Origin of the sequence: Kluyvera sp. CHPC 1.2972 (genome assembly GCF_036759925.1) — a bacterium.
Classification (GTDB): Bacteria; Pseudomonadota; Gammaproteobacteria; order Enterobacterales; family Enterobacteriaceae; genus Kluyvera.
On sequence record NZ_JAPKIB010000007.1, the window covers coordinates 141,809 to 161,164 of the forward strand.

Annotated in this window: 19 protein-coding genes and 1 tRNA gene; 2 read left to right on the plus strand and 18 right to left on the minus strand. The window is 55.7% G+C overall.

Annotated features, from left to right (window positions below):
- Positions 1 to 26: 26 nt before the first annotated feature.
- The 7 genes from rlmH to leuS form a co-directional block, all read right to left on the minus strand.
- Positions 27 to 494 carry a 23S rRNA (pseudouridine(1915)-N(3))-methyltransferase RlmH gene (gene rlmH / locus V6944_RS13445; protein WP_333499325.1) on the minus strand — a complete coding sequence of 156 codons (468 nt, stop codon included), beginning with the start codon at positions 492 to 494 and terminating at the stop codon, positions 27 to 29.
- Between the two features lie 3 nt (positions 495 to 497).
- Positions 498 to 815 carry a ribosome silencing factor gene (gene rsfS, locus V6944_RS13450; protein ID WP_333499326.1) on the minus strand — a complete coding sequence of 106 codons (318 nt, stop codon included), beginning with the start codon at positions 813 to 815 and terminating at the stop codon, positions 498 to 500.
- A gap of 260 nt (positions 816 to 1,075) precedes the next feature.
- Positions 1,076 to 1,687, minus strand: a complete 612-nt coding sequence (locus V6944_RS13455) for an adenosylcobalamin/alpha-ribazole phosphatase (protein ID WP_333499327.1) — start codon at positions 1,685 to 1,687, stop codon at positions 1,076 to 1,078.
- Positions 1,688 to 1,710: 23 nt separating this feature from the next.
- Positions 1,711 to 2,370, minus strand: a complete 660-nt coding sequence (gene nadD / locus V6944_RS13460; protein WP_333499328.1) for a nicotinate-nucleotide adenylyltransferase — start codon at positions 2,368 to 2,370, stop codon at positions 1,711 to 1,713.
- Positions 2,363 to 3,394: a DNA polymerase III subunit delta gene (gene holA, locus V6944_RS13465; RefSeq protein WP_333499329.1), complete on the minus strand. Its 1,032-nt coding sequence runs from the start codon at positions 3,392 to 3,394 to the stop codon at positions 2,363 to 2,365. The genes nadD and holA overlap by 8 nt, the downstream gene beginning before the upstream one ends.
- The gene (lptE, locus tag V6944_RS13470) at positions 3,394 to 3,966 is read right to left on the minus strand and encodes an LPS assembly lipoprotein LptE (protein ID WP_333499330.1); all 573 of its coding nucleotides are present in this window, start codon (positions 3,964 to 3,966) and stop codon (positions 3,394 to 3,396) included. Before lptE ends, holA begins: the two co-directional genes overlap by 1 nt.
- A 14-nt stretch (positions 3,967 to 3,980) precedes the next feature.
- Positions 3,981 to 6,563 carry a leucine--tRNA ligase gene (gene leuS / locus V6944_RS13475; RefSeq protein WP_333499331.1) on the minus strand — a complete coding sequence of 861 codons (2,583 nt, stop codon included), beginning with the start codon at positions 6,561 to 6,563 and terminating at the stop codon, positions 3,981 to 3,983.
- Between the two features lie 225 nt (positions 6,564 to 6,788).
- On the opposite strand from leuS, the gene V6944_RS13480 reads away from it, so the two are divergent.
- Positions 6,789 to 7,271 (plus strand): zinc ribbon-containing protein, encoded by a 483-nt coding sequence (locus V6944_RS13480; protein WP_333499332.1) that lies wholly within the window; start codon positions 6,789 to 6,791, stop codon positions 7,269 to 7,271.
- A gap of 80 nt (positions 7,272 to 7,351) precedes the next feature.
- Here the strand turns inward: V6944_RS13480 and rihA are convergent, their stop codons facing one another.
- The 10 genes from rihA to miaB all read right to left on the minus strand — a co-directional run bounded on the left by rihA (position 7,352) and on the right by miaB (position 17,765).
- A complete protein-coding gene (gene rihA / locus V6944_RS13485; RefSeq protein ID WP_333499333.1) occupies positions 7,352 to 8,287 on the minus strand; it encodes a pyrimidine-specific ribonucleoside hydrolase RihA in 936 nt (311 codons plus the stop codon).
- A gap of 184 nt (positions 8,288 to 8,471) precedes the next feature.
- Entirely contained in the window at positions 8,472 to 9,197 is a 726-nt protein-coding gene (locus tag V6944_RS13490) for an amino acid ABC transporter ATP-binding protein (RefSeq protein WP_333499334.1), read from the minus strand.
- Positions 9,197 to 9,871, minus strand: coding sequence for a glutamate/aspartate ABC transporter permease GltK (gene gltK / locus V6944_RS13495; protein ID WP_185669821.1), 675 nt, complete (start codon positions 9,869 to 9,871; stop codon positions 9,197 to 9,199). The genes V6944_RS13490 and gltK overlap by 1 nt, the downstream gene beginning before the upstream one ends.
- The gene (locus V6944_RS13500) at positions 9,871 to 10,611 is read right to left on the minus strand and encodes an amino acid ABC transporter permease (protein ID WP_333499335.1); all 741 of its coding nucleotides are present in this window, start codon (positions 10,609 to 10,611) and stop codon (positions 9,871 to 9,873) included. Before V6944_RS13500 ends, gltK begins: the two co-directional genes overlap by 1 nt.
- A 166-nt stretch (positions 10,612 to 10,777) precedes the next feature.
- Positions 10,778 to 11,698: an amino acid ABC transporter substrate-binding protein gene (locus V6944_RS13505; protein WP_185669820.1), complete on the minus strand. Its 921-nt coding sequence runs from the start codon at positions 11,696 to 11,698 to the stop codon at positions 10,778 to 10,780.
- A gap of 435 nt (positions 11,699 to 12,133) precedes the next feature.
- Complete coding sequence (gene lnt, locus V6944_RS13510) at positions 12,134 to 13,672, minus strand: apolipoprotein N-acyltransferase (RefSeq protein ID WP_333499336.1); 1,539 nt, start codon at positions 13,670 to 13,672, stop codon at positions 12,134 to 12,136.
- A gap of 5 nt (positions 13,673 to 13,677) precedes the next feature.
- The gene (corC, locus tag V6944_RS13515; protein ID WP_035894346.1) at positions 13,678 to 14,556 is read right to left on the minus strand and encodes a CNNM family magnesium/cobalt transport protein CorC; all 879 of its coding nucleotides are present in this window, start codon (positions 14,554 to 14,556) and stop codon (positions 13,678 to 13,680) included.
- Positions 14,557 to 14,676: 120 nt separating this feature from the next.
- Positions 14,677 to 15,144: an rRNA maturation RNase YbeY gene (gene ybeY, locus V6944_RS13520; RefSeq protein ID WP_035894311.1), complete on the minus strand. Its 468-nt coding sequence runs from the start codon at positions 15,142 to 15,144 to the stop codon at positions 14,677 to 14,679.
- Positions 15,141 to 16,187, minus strand: coding sequence for a PhoH family protein (locus V6944_RS13525; protein WP_185669817.1), 1,047 nt, complete (start codon positions 16,185 to 16,187; stop codon positions 15,141 to 15,143). Before V6944_RS13525 ends, ybeY begins: the two co-directional genes overlap by 4 nt.
- 153 nt (positions 16,188 to 16,340) lie before the next feature.
- On the minus strand, positions 16,341 to 17,765 hold the full coding sequence (miaB, locus tag V6944_RS13530; protein ID WP_333499337.1) for a tRNA (N6-isopentenyl adenosine(37)-C2)-methylthiotransferase MiaB: 1,425 nt from the start codon (positions 17,763 to 17,765) through the stop codon (positions 16,341 to 16,343).
- Between the two features lie 149 nt (positions 17,766 to 17,914).
- Here miaB and ubiF point away from each other — a divergent pair, with 149 nt between their 5' ends.
- Positions 17,915 to 19,090: a 3-demethoxyubiquinol 3-hydroxylase gene (gene ubiF / locus V6944_RS13535; RefSeq protein ID WP_333499338.1), complete on the plus strand. Its 1,176-nt coding sequence runs from the start codon at positions 17,915 to 17,917 to the stop codon at positions 19,088 to 19,090.
- A gap of 107 nt (positions 19,091 to 19,197) precedes the next feature.
- Here the strand turns inward: ubiF and V6944_RS13540 are convergent.
- Positions 19,198 to 19,272, minus strand: a tRNA-Gln gene (locus V6944_RS13540).
- Positions 19,273 to 19,356: the final 84 nt, after the last annotated feature.

Consider the following 19,356-nt stretch of genomic DNA (forward strand, 5'->3'; position numbering starts at 1 on the left):
TCGCTGCTTAATCTACCTAGGTCTCATTACTCGCGGTGGTAAGGGTGGTTGGTGGTGATGCTCCACGCCCGATAAAGGCTTTCGGCTACCAGCACGCGCACGAGCGGGTGCGGGAGCGTCAGCGTGGAGAGCGACCAACTTTGTTCTGCTGCGGCTTTGCATGCCGGGGAAAGACCTTCTGGGCCGCCGATAAGCAAGCTAACGTCACGACCGTCACCTTTCCAGCGTTCCAGTTCACGCGCAAGCTGAGGCGTATCCCAGGGTTTGCCTGGAATATCCAGCGTGACGATACGGTTTTTTCCTGCGGCGGCGAGCATTAACTCGCCCTCTTTTTCCAGAATACGTTTGATGTCCGCGTTTTTACCGCGCTTGCCGGCAGGAATTTCCACCAGTTCGAACGGCATATCTTTCGGAAAACGACGAAGGTATTCGGTAAATCCGGTTTGTACCCAATCCGGCATTTTGGTGCCGACGGCGACCAACTGCAGCTTCACAACTTAACCCCAGAGCTTTTCCAGTTCATACAGGCGACGGCTGTCTTCCTGCATGACATGGACAATGACATCGCCTAAATCAACAACAATCCAGTCGCCGACATTTTCGCCTTCAACGCCCATCGGCAGCAAACCTGAGGCGCGGGATTCCTGGACCACATGGTCGGCAATGGACATTACGTGGCGGCTAGAGGTGCCAGTACAGATAACCATGCAATCAGTGATGCTGGATTTACCTTTAACATCAATAGCGATGATGTCCTGACCTTTCAAATCATCAATTTTGTCGACAACAAAATCCTGGAGTGCTTTACCCTGCAAGTGTTCCCCCTGGGGTGTGAAGATAAACGGTATTAAACAGCCAGACAGTATACCCGAATTGAAAATATTATCGGGACAAAAAATCACCGAACGGGCGTTCTGGCGGGCTATCATCCCATCCCTTAGCGCCGATTGCATCGCCATTTTTGTAAAACAATTTCTGTCCACAAGTGTTGGAGGGGGATGATTCTGGCTGCGGAGGATAACAGCCTTGCAACGCGTGTCAATGGGTGGACGGAGGTCTGGTGCAGAAATCCGTTTTATTCCGCTTCCGGCAGCCAGATTGCGCGACTATTGAGCACCCGAAGGGTGACAAATTCCGCTGAATAATCAATGACGCTCCACGCGCCGTGGTCGATGCGGAAATGCCACATTCCGGCCATCGGCATGCCGAGCAGCAGCGCGGTCAGCAGGCTGAGCACGCCTTGATGGCTGACGATCAGCAGGTTGTGGTCATCATAGCGGGCAAGCTCGGCGGCAAACGCTGCAACGCGGCGGGAGAAATCGGGGAAACTTTCGCCATTGGTGGGGGCGGCGTGCTGCCAATCGGCACACCAGGCGGCATAGTTGTCTTTATCTTCAACCTGAAGATCGCGGTGATGGCGCATCTCCCAGTCGCCGAAAAACATCTCGTTCAGCAACGGGTGAGGGGTGATAGGGATATTTCGCTCGTCGAGCAGCAGGCGCGCCGTGTGCTGGGTGCGTTCCAGTTCGCTGCATAGCACGCGGTCGAAGTGAACCTGATGCAGCATCTCACCGAGACGTTCGGCCTGCTGCTGACCTTTAACGGTGAGCGGGGTCGGCGCGTGGCCGCTGTACAGTCCTGCCACGTTGGCTTCGGTTTCACCGTGACGTACCAGCCAGATTTTCATCGCGTCTCCCCTTGTGTATGACGCTAAGCGCCGTGGTGATACAGCCCCTGGTTGATGATGTAAGAGAGCACGGCCTCCGGCATCATCTCTTCACAGGACTCACCGCGCTCTAAGCGTTGGCGAATCAGCGTGGCGGAAACATCAAACCACGGGGTTTCCGCGAGGTATATTTTCCCCGCTGGCTGATTGTGCAGGTCTTCGATATTGCTGGTGAGATGGCGATCCAGCCACTGCTGGTGCTCTTCCTGCTTCATGGTCAGCGGATAGCCTGGCCGGCGGGTAACCAGCAGGTGAGCGTTGTCGAGAATCGTCTCGTAGCGCTCCCAGCTTGGGAAGGTCAGCAGCGAGTCCTGGCCGATGATAAAGGCGAGCGGTTGCTCTGGTCCCTGTTCTTGTCGCCATTCCTGCAGCGTATCTGCCGTCCAGGAGGGCGTATCACGGCGCAACTCGCGTTCGTCGAGCACAAACAGTGGCTTATCGGCAATGGCCAGCTCGACCATAAACTTGCGCTGTTCGCTGGTGGCTTCCGGCTGAGGACGGTGCGGCGGTACGTTGTTGGGCATAATAATGACCCGAGACAGGCCTATCTGGTTAGCCAGAATCTCTACCGGTTTTAGGTGACCGTAGTGAATGGGATCAAAGGTCCCGCCGAAAAGCGCCTGTAGTTTTGCCATATCATCCATCGATAAAAACGTCGGCCAGTGCTTTATGACAAAGCAGCAGCGACAAACTTTCCAGTTCAGCCCAGACCGACTGACCGTAATCCTGCTTCAACGTGAGCTCCGCGTGGCTTAATAGCGTTACCGCCTGACGAAGCTGTGGCGCGCTAAGGCGGTTGAGCGCATCGCCCACCATACCACGACGGTTTTGCCAGACCCGATGCTTATCAAACAACGAACGCAGCGGCGTGTGCGCGCTTTGACGTTTTAAGGTCACCAGCAGCAGCAGTTCGCGCTGTACGGTGCGCAGCAGGATAACCGGCTCGCTACCTTCCAGACGCAGCTGTTGCAGGATATGCAGCGCGCGTTTGCTCTTACCGGCTAACAGGGCATCGACCCAGTGGAAGGGGGTAAAGTGCGCGGCATCGTTGACGGCCTGCTCTACGCGAGGCAGCGTCAGTTTGCCGTCCGGCCACAGCAGCGACAGTCGCTCCAGCGCCTGCGACAGCGCCAGCAGATTGCCTTCATAGCAGTAGCAGAGCAGCTGGCTCGCGGGTTCATCAAGCTGCAGGTTGTTCTGTTTTGCGCGGTTAGCCAGCCAGCGCGGTAAATTCGTGGGTTCCGGCGTCTGGCAGCTAATCTGCACGGCGCGGGTCGCCAGCGCGGTCATCCAGGCGGCGTTTTCCTGCGCTTTGGTCAGCTTGTTGCCGCGGATAATCAGCAGGAGATCGTCATGCAGCAGGTTTACCAGCGTGGCGAGCTGTTCGTTGATCGCCGCGTTAGGGCCATTTTCAGGCAGCAACAGCAGCAGCGTCTGACGGCTGGCGAACAGGCTCATCGCCTGGCAGAGGGAAAAAAGCTCGTTCCAGTCGGTGCTGGCGTCAAGCGTGAAGGTATGGTGCTCGATAAAGCCTTCGCTGACGGCAGCATGCCGGATGGCGTCCTGACTTTCCTGGAGGAAGAGGGGGTCATTACCGAGCAGGAGATACGCCGCGCGCAGCCCTTCAGAGAGCTGCGCGCGGAGTTGTTCTGGGTACAACCGAATCATCAGTTACCCAGAGTGGTTGAAACACGAGAGCTTGCTGCAGGCTGAGTCGCCTGATTTGCCTCACTCTCTTTAACATCGGCAATGTGTACGCTTGGCAGCTTACGAATCAACTGTTCGGCCGCTTTCTGGTACATCTCTTGTACGATGATGCTTTGCTCGTTGTCTTTCGCCAGCGCTTTTTGCGGGTTGTCGAAGAATGAACGATACACTTTGGTCGAGATAGGGAAAATATCCTGACCTGGGATCAGCACCGTAGCGTGAACCGTCATCACCATCTGGTACTCAGCCGTCTGACCATTCTGGAAGACGGAAGCCGTATCCTTCTGGAGGCTGGTTGAACCCAGACGCAGTGACGGCACGTCCTGACGCATTGTGCTTTGATCAAGCACGGTAATGCCATTCGTTCTCAGCTGTTCACGGACCGCGCGGCTCAGAGGGCCGTTTGGATCGCTAGACTGGAAGATCAATGTTTTCATTTCGTCTGGTACCTGCGTGGTACTACGCAGATGCCAGCCACATCCGGCGGTGACCAGCACCGCCAAAGATAACAACAATGTTGTCAGGTATCGCACGCTTCCTCCCGCGCTTAGCCAACGACCAGGTTAAGCAGCTTGCCCGGTACGTAAATCACTTTACGCACGGTTACGCCCTCAAGGTATTTCGCAACCAGGTGTTCCTGGCCTGCACGTTCACGCACTTGTTCTTCAGTTGCATCAACCGCAACGGTGATTTTACCGCGAACTTTACCGTTGACCTGAACGACGACCAGCGTGGTGTTTTCCACCATTGCTTTCTCGTCAGCCACCGGCCACGGTGCGTTGTCGATATCGCCTTCGCCGCCCAGTTCCTGCCACAGAGTGAAGCTAACGTGTGGGGTGAACGGGTTAAGCATACGTACGACGGCCAGCAGTGCTTCCTGAATCAGCGCTCTGTCCTGCTCGCCTTCCTGCGGGGCTTTCGCCAGCTTGTTCATCAGCTCCATAATCGCCGCGATAGCGGTGTTGAAGGTCTGACGACGACCGATATCATCGGTAACTTTAGCAATAGTTTTATGAACGTCGCGGCGCAGCGCCTGCTGATCTTCCGTTAACGCATCGACGTTCAGCGCCGCAACCGGGCCCTGAGCGGTGTGTTCATAGACCAGTTTCCAGACGCGTTTCAGGAAGCGATTCGCCCCTTCAACGCCGGATTCTTGCCATTCCAGGGTCATATCCGCTGGAGAAGCAAACATCATGAACAGACGTACGGTATCCGCACCGTAGCGCTCAACCATCACCTGCGGGTCGATGCCGTTGTTTTTGGACTTGGACATTTTGCTCATGCCGGTATACACCAGCTCATGGCCTGCCGCGTCCTTCGCTTTCACGATACGGCCTTTCTCGTCGCGCTCAACGATAGCGTCAACCGGGGAAACCCAGTTACGCTCGCCGTTGACGCCCACGTAGTAGAAGGCATCTGCCAGCACCATGCCCTGACAGAGCAGCTGTTTAGCCGGTTCGTCAGAGTTGACCAGGCCCGCATCACGCATCAATTTGTGGAAGAAGCGGAAGTAGAGCAGGTGCATGATGGCGTGTTCGATACCGCCAATGTAGATATCAACCGGCAGCCAGTAGTTCGCCGCTTTAGCGTCCAGCATGCCTTCCTGATACTGCGGGCAGGTATAGCGCGCGTAGTACCATGAAGATTCCATGAAGGTATCAAAGGTGTCGGTTTCACGCAGCGCAGGCATACCGTTAACGGTGGTTTTTGCCCACTCTGGATCGGCTTTGATTGGGCTGGTAATACCGTCCATGACCACATCTTCCGGCAGGATAACCGGCAGCTGATCTTCTGGGGTTGGCAGCACGGTGCCGTCTTCCAGCGTCACCATTGGGATTGGTGCACCCCAGTAGCGCTGGCGGGAGACGCCCCAGTCACGCAGACGGTAGTTCACTTTACGCTCGCCCACGCCCATCGCCGTCAGTTTGTCAGCAATCGCGTTGAAGCCGTCTTCAAAGCTCAGGCCGTCGAACTCGCCGGAGTTAAACAGGGTGCCTTTTTCGGTCAGCGCCTGCTCGGAGAGATCCGGTTTACTGCCATCTGCAGCAAGGATTACCGGCTTGATGTTCAGGCCGTATTTAGTGGCAAATTCATAGTCGCGCTGATCGTGGCCCGGAACGGCCATCACTGCGCCAGTACCGTACTCCATCAGGACGAAGTTTGCCGCCCATACCGGGATAGCTTCACCGGTTAGTGGGTGAATGGCTTTAAAGCCGGTGTCGACGCCTTTTTTCTCCATGGTCGCCATATCGGCTTCAGCCACTTTGGTGTTGCGGCATTCGTCGACGAAAGCTGCCAGGGCTGGGTTGTTCGCCGCAGCCTGCTGCGCCAGCGGGTGACCCGCAGCAACGGCCAGGTAGGTGCAGCCCATAAAGGTATCTGGACGGGTGGTGTAAACGGTCAGCTTGTTGGCGTAGTCGTTAACGTCAAAGGAGATTTCAACCCCTTCGGAACGGCCGATCCAGTTGCGCTGCATCGTTTTCACGGTGTCAGGCCAGTGATCCAGGTTGTCCAGATCGCGCAGCAGTTCGTCAGCGTAAGCGGTGATTTTGATAAACCACTGTGGGATCTCTTTACGCTCAACTTTGGTATCGCAGCGCCAGCAGCAGCCGTCGATAACCTGTTCGTTCGCCAGTACGGTCTGGTCATTCGGGCACCAGTTCACCGCAGAGGTCTTCTTGTACACTAGGCCTTTTTTATACAGTTCGGTGAAGAACTTCTGCTCCCAGCGATAGTATTCTGGGGTGCAGGTAGCCAGCTCGCGGCTCCAGTCATAGCCAAAGCCCAGCATTTTGAGCTGGTTTTTCATGTACGCGATGTTGTCGTAGGTCCATGGCGCAGGCGCGGTGTTATTTTTTACCGCCGCCCCTTCAGCCGGCAGGCCGAACGCATCCCAGCCGATAGGCTGCAGAACGTTTTTGCCCAGCATGCGCTGATAGCGAGCAATAACGTCGCCGATGGTGTAGTTACGGACGTGGCCCATGTGTAGTCGACCAGAAGGATAGGGAAGCATCGACAGGCAGTAATACTTCTCTTTGCTCTCGTCTTCAGTAACTTCAAATGTGCGCTTCTCATCCCAGTGAAGCTGGACTTTCGATTCTATCTCTTCCGGGCGGTATTGCTCTTGCATGGCAGCCAGTGATCCTGTTTTCAATACAGCTACAGATGTAGCCTATAGATGTGGTATTTCAGATCCGCATAGCATAGCCCAAACGTTCACGTCAAAACAGCCTTTCGCACGTTAAGGCGGCGAAAAGCTCCGAGCGTCATTTATCAACTCTGTGGTGAAGCTGGCAAAGCAGAAATCAAATAACGGCTATTATTATAAGAGGTTAACTGGCTGGGAGAGGAAACAATGAACAAGGTTGCTCAAATTTACCGTGAATTGGTGGGCTCGCTAACGGAGCGTCTGCGCAATGGTGAACGCGATATCGACGCCCTGGTCGCACAGGCGCGGGCGAAGGTCGCACAAACCAGCGAGTTAACGCGTACTGAAATGGATGAACTGCTGCGCGCCGTTCGTCGTGACCTCGAAGAGTTTGCGATGAGCTACAGCGAAAGTCAGGAAGATGATTCCGACAGCGTGTTCCTGCGGGTGATTAAGGAGAGTATCTGGCAGGAGCTGGTGGATATCACCGACAAAACGCAGCTGGAGTGGCGCGAGGTGTTCCAGGATCTGAACCATCACGGGGTTTATCACAGTGGGGAAGTCGTGGGGCTAGGAAACCTGGTCTGCGAGAAGTGCCACTATCATCTGGCAGTGTATACGCCAGACGTACTGCCGCGCTGCCCGAAGTGCGGGCATGACCAGTTCCAGCGTCGGCCGTTCGAGCCGTAATGGGTATTCCCGGTGGCCTTCGCTTGGCAGAGCTACAAGCGACATGTAGCCCGGCCAAGCGAAGCGCCGCCGGGACCTGCTCAATGGTAAAACGCTAACCGCTCAGCCAACAGATCAACAAATGCCTCACGGTCCACATCGACCATGACCGTCGCATTTGGTTTATTCCCAGTCAGGAAGTAGTAATCCACCACCGTCATACCCTGCGTGTATTTCCCCTGAGTCTCCACGCCAACCCAGCGCTCAACGGTAGTGAAGATCTCCGGCTTCAACAACCAGGCAATGGTGCATGGGTCATGCAACGGTGCGCCAACAAAGCCCCATTTTTCGTCCTTGTGGTACTCCATAAAGAAGTCGAGCAGCTCGGCAACAATGGTTGAAATCGGGTTGCCAATCGCGCGGAAACGCTCGGTATCGGCGGCGTGAATCTGGGCTTTATGCGTCACATCAAGCCCTGCCATGACGACCGGAATTCCCGACTGGAAGACGATTTCCGCTGCTTCCGGGTCAACGAAGATGTTGAACTCGGCGGCGGGCGTCCAGTTACCGAGCGTCATCGCGCCACCCATGATAACGATACGAGCGATTTTCTCGTGCAGTTCCGGGTGGCCGTTGAGCAGCAGCGCGACGTTGGTTTGCGGACCAGTAGAGACAACCGTGACCGGCTGCGGACTTTCACGCAGGGTTTTGGCCATCAGCTCAACGGCAGTGCACGGCTGCGGCGCAAAGGACGGCTCCGGTAGCGCCGGGCCATCAAGCCCGCTCTCGCCGTGTACGTTGTCGGCAATAATCAGCTCGCGCATCAGCGGCTTCACCGCGCCGCGGGCGACCGGAATATCCGGGCGCTGGAGCAGCGTCAACATGCGCAGCACGTTACGCAGGGTTTTGTCCGGCGTTTGGTTGCCGGCGGAAGAGGTGATGGCTTTCACCTCCAACTCTGGGGAGGCGAGGGCGAGAACAATAGCGATCGCGTCATCATGACCCGGGTCGCAATCAAGAATAATTGGCAGTGCCATAGCGGTTCCTTGTCAGCATTATTTTGTGACAAGAGTAAAGCTTGAATGAAGAAGGGACGAGAATAGAGACACCAAAGCGTGACGCAGCGCGCAAAAGGGTAGCCCGGCCGAGCAAAGCGACGCCGGGATAGCTCAGTGCCCGACCCGGCGTCGCTTTGCTCGGCCGGGCGACATGAGGGAGAGGTTAGTGCAGAATTTTGGCGAGGAAATCTTTTGCGCGGTCAGATTTCGGGTTCGCGAAGAAGGCCTCTTTGTCGGCATCTTCAACGATCTTGCCCTCATCCATAAAGATAACTCTGTTGGCCACTTTGCGCGCAAAGCCCATTTCGTGAGTCACCACCATCATGGTCATCCCTTCATGGGCCAGCTCGACCATCACGTCCAGCACTTCGTTGATCATCTCAGGATCGAGCGCTGATGTTGGTTCATCAAACAGCATTGCGACCGGATCCATGCAGAGCGCACGGGCGATTGCCACACGCTGTTGCTGGCCGCCGGAGAGCTGCGCCGGGAACTTGTTGGCGTGCGCGGAAAGCCCTACGCGCTCAAGCAGCTTTAAGCCTTTGTCGCGGGCCGCGGCTTTATCGCGCTTGAGCACTTTAACTTGCGCCAACGTCAGGTTCTCGATGATCGACAGGTGCGGGAACAGCTCGAAGTGCTGGAACACCATGCCGACGTGAGAACGCAGCTTCGCGAGATCGGTTTTTTTGTCGTTGACCTTAGTGCCGTTGACCAGGATTTCGCCCTGCTGTACCGGCTCAAGGCCGTTAACGGTTTTAATCAGCGTGGATTTGCCGGAGCCGGACGGCCCGCACACCACCACCACTTCGCCTTTTTTCACTTCCGTGGAGCAATCGGTCAGCACCTGAAAGTGACCATACCATTTAGAGACGTTTTTCAGGGTAATCATTATACGGTCCTTTTCTTCAAGTAGCTGACCAGCAGCGAGGCGCTAAGGCTAATCACAAAATAGACAAAACCAGCAAACAGAATCATTTCTACCTGAGTCCCGTCACGCTCACCAATCGTGGAGGCGGTGCGGAAGAAATCCGCCAGGCTCAGGACGTACACCAGTGAGGTATCCTGGAACAGGACAATCCCCTGGGTTAACAGCAGCGGCACCATGGCGCGGAAGGCCTGCGGCAAAATGATGAGCTTCATTGACTGCCAGTGGGTCATCCCCAGCGCCAGTGCGGCGCTGGACTGCCCGCGCGAGATGCTCTGAATACCCGCACGGATAATCTCGGAGTAGTAGGCGGCTTCAAACATCGAGAACGCCACCATCGCTGAGATCAGGCGGATATCGCTTTTTGGCGACAGCCCGAGCACGTTTTGCAGGAAGCCAGGCACAATCAGGTAGAACCACAGCAGCACCATCACCAGCGGCACGGAGCGGAAGATATTGACGTAGGCTTTAGCAAACCAGGCGACGGGTTTAAACGCCGACAGGCGCATCACCGCCAGCAGCGTACCCCAGACGATACCGATGATAATCGCCGTAACGGTAATTTTGAGGGTGATAACCAGACCTGCCAGCAGGTAAGGCATCGACGGAACAATCGAACTCCAGTCAAAATCGTACATTATTTACCTCCCAGATTGCCTGGCAGGCGGATTTTGCGTTCCACCAGCGCCATCACCAGCATAATCACGGCGTTAATGAAGACGTAGGCGAGGGTGATCGCCGTAAAGGATTCCCAGGCGTGCGCGGAGTAATCCAGCAGCTTGCCCGCCTGCGCGGCCATATCGACCAGACCAATCGTGGAGGCGATGGCCGAGTTCTTCACCAGGTTCATCATCTCGGAGGTCATCGGCGGCACGATAACGCGATAAGCGTTCGGCAGCAGCACGTAGCGGTAGGTTTGCTGTAGCGTCAGCCCCATCGCCAGACCGGCGTTCTTCTGCCCGCGCGGCAGCGACTGAATGGCGGCGCGCACCTGCTCGCAGACGCGGGCGGCGGTAAACAGACCCAGACAGATCATTGAAGAGAGGAAGAACTGAATGTTTGGATCCAGCTCCGACTTAAACCACATGCCGAGGTTTTCCGGCAGTAATTCCGGCACCACGAGATACCAGGTAAAGAACTGAACAATCAGCGGGACGTTACGGAATAGCTCGACGTAGCAGGTGCCGAGCGAGGACAAAAAGCGGTTTGGAACGGTACGCAGGATACCGAACAGCGATCCGACGAGGAAAGCGATAATCCAGGCGGTAATCGAGAGTGCGACGGTGACCTGAAAGCCGCTCCACAGCCAGCCGAGATAGGTGGTGTTGCCGAAGGGGGCCTGTTGTAAAAAGATACCCCAGTTCCAGTCTATTGACATAATGAACTCCAGAAAAAAAAGGGTAGCAGTACGACCTGCTACCCTCGAAGATTGTTGAACAGCGTTTTGCGGTATTCAGGCCAGGTGGGGAACGACCACCTGACGTATAGTCTGTCCGTGCTGAACTACAATCGAGAGGGCAGATTTATCCGCCCCATTTTTTTAATTAGTTAAGTGCTTTGTCGTTTGGCGTTTTGAACAGCGTTTTCATCTCTTCTGACAGCTCAAAGTTCATGTTCAGGTTTTTCGGTGGAATTGGATTTTTGAACCACTTATCAAACCATTTCGCTGCTTCGCCTGAGGTCTGCGCCTGAGCAATGGTGTCATCCATCAGCTTTTTGAAGTCCGGGTCGTTTTTACGCAGCATACAGCCGTAAGCTTCCTGAGACTGCGGCTTGCCGACGATCTCCCAGTTATCTGGTTTCTTGGCTTTCGCACGTTCACCTGCCAGCAGGGCATCATCCATCATAAACGCTACCGCACGACCGCTTTCCAGCGTACGGAAGGAGTCACCGTGGTCTTTGGCGCTGATGATGCGCATATTCATTTTTTGCTCGTCGTTCAGCTTGTGCAGCAGAATTTCAGAGGTGGTACCGGAGGTGACGACCACCGCTTTGTCTTTCAGATCCGGGAAGTCTTTAATCGGGCCGCCTTTTTTCACCAGCAGACGCGTACCGACCACGAAAATGGTGTCGGAGAACGCCGCCTGTTTCTGGCGTTCGACGTTGTTGGTGGTAGAGCCACACTCAAAGTCGAAGGTGCCGTTTTGCAGCAGTGGAATACGGTTCTGGGAAGTGATTGGAATCAGCTTCACGTCCAGTTTCGGGTTGTTGAGCTTTTTCTTGATAGCGTCAACGATGGCGTTGGAGTAGTCCTGAGAGTAACCGACCACTTTCTGCTGGTTGTCGTAGTAGGAGAACGGCACGGATGATTCGCGGTGGCCAACGACGATAACGCCGTTTTTAGCAATTTTATCCAGCGTCGATTGCTGCGCGGCATCGGCGGCAGGCTGTGCGTCTTCTGCATGCGCCAGGCCAGCGGTCACACCCATGACCAGCATGGCGGCGGCCAGTTTACGTAATTGCATATCCAACTCCTTTATCCTCTGCATCGGCAAAGATGCATTGATACCCATTGTGATTGTTGTGTTGTTCTCGCTGCGTCTTTAGCGTGCAGCGTTATGTGTGTTTGTTAGCATTTAGTTTGGCTTAATGTAAAGATTTTGCTGTCTTATTGTTTATTTTTGCGAAGCGCGCCGCACCGATTTGAGGCAAAAATCGCAGTTTGCACGATTTTGGTGCTACCGATGTGTTGTTGTGGTGCAACTCAGTTGCGCCAGTCGGTGGTGTGCAGCCTCTTGATTATATTAAGCAATTGGCGTGCCAGAATGGCTTGGTGAGGGAAGGTAGTGGGTGGGGAAATCGTGTAGGCCTGATAAGCCCCGCGCCATCAGGCGTCATACGGACGGTTGCCGGATGGCGGCGTACCGCCTTATCCGGCCTACATTCACTAGTGCGGTGTTTTACTTGCGACGCTGACGCAGGCTCATCACCAGCGCACCAAAACCAAACAGCGCGGTAATCAGCCACACGGTCCAGTCGCCGGTACGTGCATACGGCGTTAACCCGGTGGTTGGCGTCACTTTGGTGGTCAGTACCTGACGCGTGAACTGCGGGATCATCGCCTGAATTTCACCACGCGGGCCAATCACGGCGGTAATGCCGTTGTTGGTGCTACGCAGCAATGGACGCGCCAGCTCCAGCGCGCGCATACGTGCCATCTGGAAGTGCTGCCACGGGCCGATAGACTTACCAAACCACGCGTCGTTAGAGATAGTCAGCAGGAAGTTGGTGTCCGGGCGGAAGTTGTCGCGCACCTGCTGGCCGAGAATAATCTCGTAGCAGATAGCGGCAGTCAGCTTCAGATTATGCGCCTGCAGCTGCGGCTGGACGTACGGCCCACGGCTGAATGACGACATCGGCAGGTCAAAGAACGGCGCTAGCGGGCGCAGAATCGATTCCAGCGGCACAAACTCACCAAATGGCACCAGGTGATTTTTGTTGTAACGGTTGGTCGACTCGTAGCTGTACGGGCTGTCTTTACCCAGCGTGATGATGGTGTTGTAAGTGTCGTAGCGGTTCTGCTTGTTGAGTCGCTGGTCGACAATACCGGTAATAAGCGTGCTGTCTTTGGCGCGCAGTAAATCATCCATCATGCTCAGGAAGCGCTGCTGGTTGATTTCCAGATCCGGAATTGCCGACTCTGGCCAGATAATCAGCTGCGATTTACCCATGACCTGTTCGGTGGCATCAAGGTAGATTTTCAGCGTATTAATCAGCTGGCCTTCATCCCACTTCATGGCCTGCGGAATATTACCTTGTACCAGTGAAACCTGGGTGGTTTTGTCGGTTTGCAGGGTATACCACTGGATATAGCGCAGCGGGAACGGCAGGGCGAAGAGCACGACGCCCACCACCAGCGGACGCCAGTTGCGGGTCACCAATGCCAGCACTAACAGGCCGCTTACTGCCATCAGCAGGAAGTTGATGGCCTCAACGCCCATCAGCGGCGCCAGCCCTTTCAGCGGGCCGTCAATCTGGCTGTAGCCAAACTGCAGCCACGGGAAGCCGGTCAGCACCCAGCCGCGCAGGAACTCGGTGATTTGCCAGACAACCGGCGCGGCAACAGCGACGCGGACCCAGTTGGTTTTCGGCCACAGGCGCGACAGAATGCCGGCAAACAGGCCGGTATAGAGTGAGAGATAGGCGGCCAGCAGTACCACGAGGAAGACGTTGACCGGGCCCGGCATACCGCCAAACTGCGCGATGCTGACGTAGACCCAATTAATGCCGGTACCAAACAGGCCAAAGCCCCAGAAATAACCAATGGCGGCGGCCTGCACGGGACGACGGTTAAGCGTCAGCGCCTGCAGCCCAATCAGCGAAACAATCGCCGCTGGCCAGAAGTCATAGGGAGAAAAAGCCAGCGTACCGCTGGCTCCGAAAAGTAGCGCCAGCAGCAGACGAATGCGCTGGCGTTCAAGCAGTGAGGCAAATGCCATGAAGGTTATTCATCCAGTTTCGGTTGTGGGGAATCGTCCGGGATTTTAACGTGAACCTGAATAATACGACGGCTGTCCGCCATAGCGACCTTAAACTGGTAACCATCGATGTCGATAGTTTCCCCACGGGCAGGCAGGTGGCCAAAGGCCTGCATCACCAGACCGCCAATGGTGTCGACTTCGTCATCGCTAAAGTGGGTGCTGAACGCGTCGTTGAAGTCCTCAATAGAGGCCAGCGCGCGTACCGTCCAGGTGTGGCGGCTGAGCTGACGGAAGTCGATATCGTCCTCTTCGTCATACTCATCTTCAATTTCGCCGACAATCAGTTCGAGAATGTCTTCAATCGTCACCAGACCCGACACGCCGCCAAACTCATCGATAACGATGGCCATATGGTAGCGCTGGGAGCGGAACTCCTTCAGCATACGGTCAACCCGTTTGCTTTCCGGCACGACAACCGCGGTGCGTAACACTTTATCCATGCTGAAGGCTTCGGAGTCGCTGCGCATAAACGGCAGCAGATCTTTGGCCATCAGGATCCCTTCGATGTGATCTTTATCCTCACTGATCACCGGGAAGCGCGAGTGGGCGGACTCGATGATCACATCAAGACATTCGTCCAGGGTCTGGTTGCGTTTCAGGGTAATCATTTGGGAGCGCGGGATCATGATGTCGCGGACACGTTGGTCTGCGATATCCATTACCCCTTCAAGCATATCGCGCGTATCTTCATCGATAAGCTCGTTCTGCCCGGAATCACGGATCAGCGCCAGGAGATCGTCACGGTTTTTCGGTTCACCGTGGAAAAGCTGGCTGAGTAAGAGGGAGAAGAATCCCTTTTTGCTGTTTACTGTGTCACTACTGTGTGAATTGTCGTCGCTCATGGCGTCGTTTGGGTTCTCATGTTGATTTAACTGTCGCTCGTCACGCGTAAAGTCAGCGCCGGACGGCATGTATACTCGTCGTACTTCAAGTCTATAAAGGTAGGGCCGAAGCCCTACCGTTTATTCTTTCTCGGAAATGTACGGATCCTCATAGCCCAGAGCAAGCATTATCTCTGTCTCAAGGCTTTCCATCTCTTCCGCTTCCTCATCTTCGATATGGTCATAGCCCAGCAGATGCAGGCTACCGTGCACCACCATATGCGCCCAGTGGGCTTCCAGCGGCTTGCCTTGCTCAACGGCTTCCTGCTCAACGACCTGACGGCAGATGATCAAATCGCCCAGCAGCGGCATTTCCATTCCCGGCGGTGCTTCAAACGGGAATGACAGCACGTTGGTTGGCTTATCCTTGCCGCGGTAGGTGAGGTTCAGTTCGTGGCTTTCGGCCTCATCCACCAGGCGAATCGTGACTTCTGATTCTTCCTGAAACTGCGGGATGACGGCATCCAGCCATGTCTGAAACTGACTTTCTTCTGGCAGACCGGTGTTATTTTCACAGGCCAACTGGAGATCGAGGATCACCTGACTCATTTCTGCTCCTGCGCCTGAGCTTCGCGTTTACGTTCCGCGGCCTGCTCGGCTTTACGTTTTTGATCGGCTTCTTCCCACGCCTCATAGGCGTTAACGATGCGGGCAACCACCGGGTGGCGCACCACGTCTTCGCTGTGGAAGAAGTTAAAGCTAATTTCATCGACTTCAGCCAGCACTTCAATAGCGTGGCGCAGGCCGGATTTGGTGCTGCGCGGCAGGTCAATCTGGGTGACGTCGCCGGTAATCACCGCCTTGGAGTTGAAGCCGATACGGGTCAGGAACATTTTCATCTGTTCGATGGTGGTGTTCTGGCTCTCATCAAGGATGATAAAGGCATCGTTCAGCGTACGGCCGCGCATGTAGGCCAGCGGCGCAACTTCGATGACGTTACGCTCCATCAGCTTCTCGACTTTCTCGAAGCCCAGCATCTCGAACAGTGCGTCGTACAGCGGGCGCAGATACGGGTCAACCTTCTGGCTTAAATCCCCCGGCAGGAAGCCGAGTTTCTCGCCTGCTTCCACCGCAGGACGGGTGAGCAGAATACGACGAATCTCCTGACGCTCCAGCGCATCAACGGCGGCGGCGACGGCAAGGTAGGTTTTACCCGTACCGGCAGGGCCCACGCCGAAGGTGATGTCGTGGTCGAGAATATGGGCGATATACTGCGCCTGGTTCGGCGTACGCGGTTTAATCACCCCGCGTTTGGTTTTGATATTGATGGCTTTGCCGTAATCCGGCACGCTCTCCGCGCTCTGTTCCAGCACGCGCGCTTCTTTAATCGCCAGGTGAATCTGTTCCGGCTCAATATCCTGAAGCTGGCCGCGCATCGGCGCGGTATCAACGTACAGGCTGCGCAGGATGTCGGCAGCGGCGGTCACGCAGATAGCGCGTCCCGTCAGTTTGAAATGGTTATCGCGGCGGTTGATCTCGATGCCCAGTCGTCGCTCCAGCTGTTTGATATTGTCATCAAACGGGCCACACAGGCTCAGCAGACGGGCATTGTCGGCTGGCTCCAGGGTAATTTCGCGAGTGTCTATGTTCAAACTGTTCCTCTTATGCATGAGTTGCCGGTAGTAAGACGTGACCGGCTGATAAAGGAATTATTCACGCCGCAGTAAAAAGGCGCAAGCATTGCAATAAATATGGGGGTGACGGCAGGAAATACAAGGCCCGTCAGGGGAGACGGGCCAGGGAGATTATGGCTGATAAATCCCGACGCCCGCCTCGCTCTCTTTGCGAGTACGCGCAATCACCGACTCCGGTGATTCAACGATACGCAGGCCCATTTCGTCCTCGGTGCGCACCAGTTTGCCGCGCAGTGAGTTGGTGTAGACATCAACGATCTCCACATCGACGAATTTACCGACCATGTCCGGCGTACCTTCAAAGTTGACCACACGGTTGTTCTCGGTGCGCCCGGTCAGCTCCATAATGCTCTTACGGGAAGTGCCTTCTACCAGAATGCGCTGCACGGTGCCGAGCATACGACGGCTCCAGGCCATCGCCTGCTGGTTGATACGTTCCTGCAGAATATAGAGCCGCTGTTTTTTCACCTCTTCCGGCACGTCGTCGACCATATCGGCCGCTGGCGTACCCGGACGCGCGGAGAAGATAAAGCTAAAGCTGACGTCAAAGTTCACGTCGCCAATCAGCTTCATGGTCTGCTCGAAGTCCTGGTCGGTTTCGCCCGGGAAGCCGACGATAAAGTCAGAGCTTATCTGAATATCCGGGCGCGCTTCGCGCAGCTTACGGATGGTGGATTTGTATTCCAGCGCCGTATGGGTACGCCCCATCATGTTCAGCACGCGGTCAGCGCCGCTCTGAATCGGCAGATGCAGGAAGCTCACCAGCTCCGGCGTATCGCGGTAGACTTCGATAATATCGTCGGTAAATTCGATCGGGTGGCTGGTGGTGAAACGGATACGGTCGATGCCGTCAATTGCCGCCACCAGACGCAGCAGTTCGGCAAAACTGCCGGTGGTACCGTCGAAGTTTTCACCGCGCCAGGCGTTAACGTTCTGCCCAAGCAGGTTGACTTCGCGCACGCCCTGAGCGGCCAGTTGGGCAATCTCAAACAGAATATCGTCGCACGGACGGCTGACCTCTTCACCACGGGTGTACGGCACCACGCAGTAGGTGCAGTACTTATTGCAGCCTTCCATGATCGAGACAAACGCGGTCGGGCCGTCGGCGCGCGGCTCTGGCAGGCGGTCAAACTTCTCGATTTCCGGGAAGCTGACGTCCACCACCGGGCGGCGGTTATTACGCACGGCATCGATCATTTCTGGCAGGCGGTGAAGGGTCTGCGGGCCAAAAACGATATCCACGTAGTGTGCACGTTGGCGGATAAGTTTGCCTTCCTGTGAGGCGACGCAGCCGCCCACACCAATAATCAGCTTAGGATTTTTTGCTTTAAGTAATTTCCAGCGGCCTAAAAGGTGGAAGACTTTCTCCTGGGCTTTCTCACGGATTGAGCAGGTATTCAGCAGCAGGACGTCGGCTTCTGCTGCGTTTTCAGTCAGTTGATACCCATGAGTGGCATCCAGCAGATCGGCCATCTTTGATGAATCGTATTCGTTCATCTGACAGCCCCAGGTTTTAATATGGAGTTTTTTTGTCATCGACTTGCTCTTGCTCAATTATGAATAGCCCACATTGCAGGGCGCGTATTGTAATGCTTTGGTGCGGTTGTGACCAGCTTGACGGTTATTGGCCTCAAAGGGCAAAAGTCCGGTAAACTGAAGGTATTCGGCTTTAAGGATAATAAATAATGACAATTCTACATAAAGACGTTGCGGTGGTTGGCGGCGGGATGGTCGGTGGCGCGCTGGCGTTAGGGTTGGCGCAGCAGGGTTTTTCCGTGGCGGTGCTGGAAAAGAGTCTGCCGCCAGACTTTGACCCGAACTCGCAGCCTGATGTCCGAATTTCGGCCATCAGCGCCTCTTCGGTGCAGCTGTTACGTAGCCTCGGTGTCTGGGACGCCGTGCTGGCGATGCGTGCGCATCCCTGGCGTCGACTGGAGACCTGGGAGTGGCAAACCGCGCACGTTGTTTTTGATGCCAGCGAGCTGAAGCTGCCCAATCTTGGCTATATGGTGGAGAACAATGTGCTGCAACTGGCGTTGTGGCAAGCGCTGGAGACGCATCCGCAGGTGGCGCTGCTGCACGGTACGTCGCTTGATGAGATGCGGGCCGAGGGCGATAGCCATGTTTTACAGCTTGATGATGACCGTCAGGTTGCGGCTCGCCTGGTGGTGGGCGCTGACGGTGCGCTTTCGCAGGTGCGTCAGCAGGCGGGAATTGGCACCAACGGCTGGCAGTATCCGCAGTCCTGCATGCTGATTACCGTACGGTGCGACAATGAACCGGGTGACAGCACCTGGCAACAGTTTACGCCAACCGGGCCGCGCGCTTTCTTACCGCTGTTTGATCACTGGGCATCGTTGGTGTGGTACGACACCCCGGCGCGGATCCGTCAGCTACAGTCGCTGCCGATGCCGCAGCTTCAGCGGGAAATCACGCGTCATTTTCCGGAGCGTTTAGGAACCATCACTCCGGTTGCTGCCGGGGCATTTCCGCTGACTCGCCGCCATGCGCAGCAGTATGTGCAGCCGGGATTGGCGCTGATTGGCGATGCCGCGCACACCATTCATCCGTTAGCGGGGCAGGGGGTAAACCTTGGCTATCGCGACGTCGATGCGCTGCTGGATGTGTTGGCTAACGCGCGCGGCATCGGCGAAAACTGGTCTAGCCTACCGGTGCTTGAGCGCTACCAGGCGCGCCGTCGAGTAGATAACCTGCTGATGCAAAGTGGGATGGATCTGTTTTACGCCGGTTTTAGTAACGATCTCGGCCCGCTGCGTGTGTTACGTAATGTGGGGCTGATGGCGGCGCAGCGCGCGGGCGTGTTGAAGCGTCAGGCGCTGAAGTACGCGCTGGGGTTATAGTTTGCTGGCTCGGGCGACCTTGAAGTGGTAGCCCGGGCGAACGCAGTGACCCCGGGGATTTAAAGGGACAAAAACAAAAAAAGCTCGCCGAAGCGAGCTTTTGAAAATGGCTGGGGTACGAGGATTCGAACCTCGGAATGCTGGTATCAGAAACCAGAGCCTTACCGCTTGGCGATACCCCAACGGGTGCGTCCACAAAAGTGAACGACTTTTTGAAAATGGCTGGGGTACGAGGATTCGAACCTCGGAATGCTGGTATCAGAAAC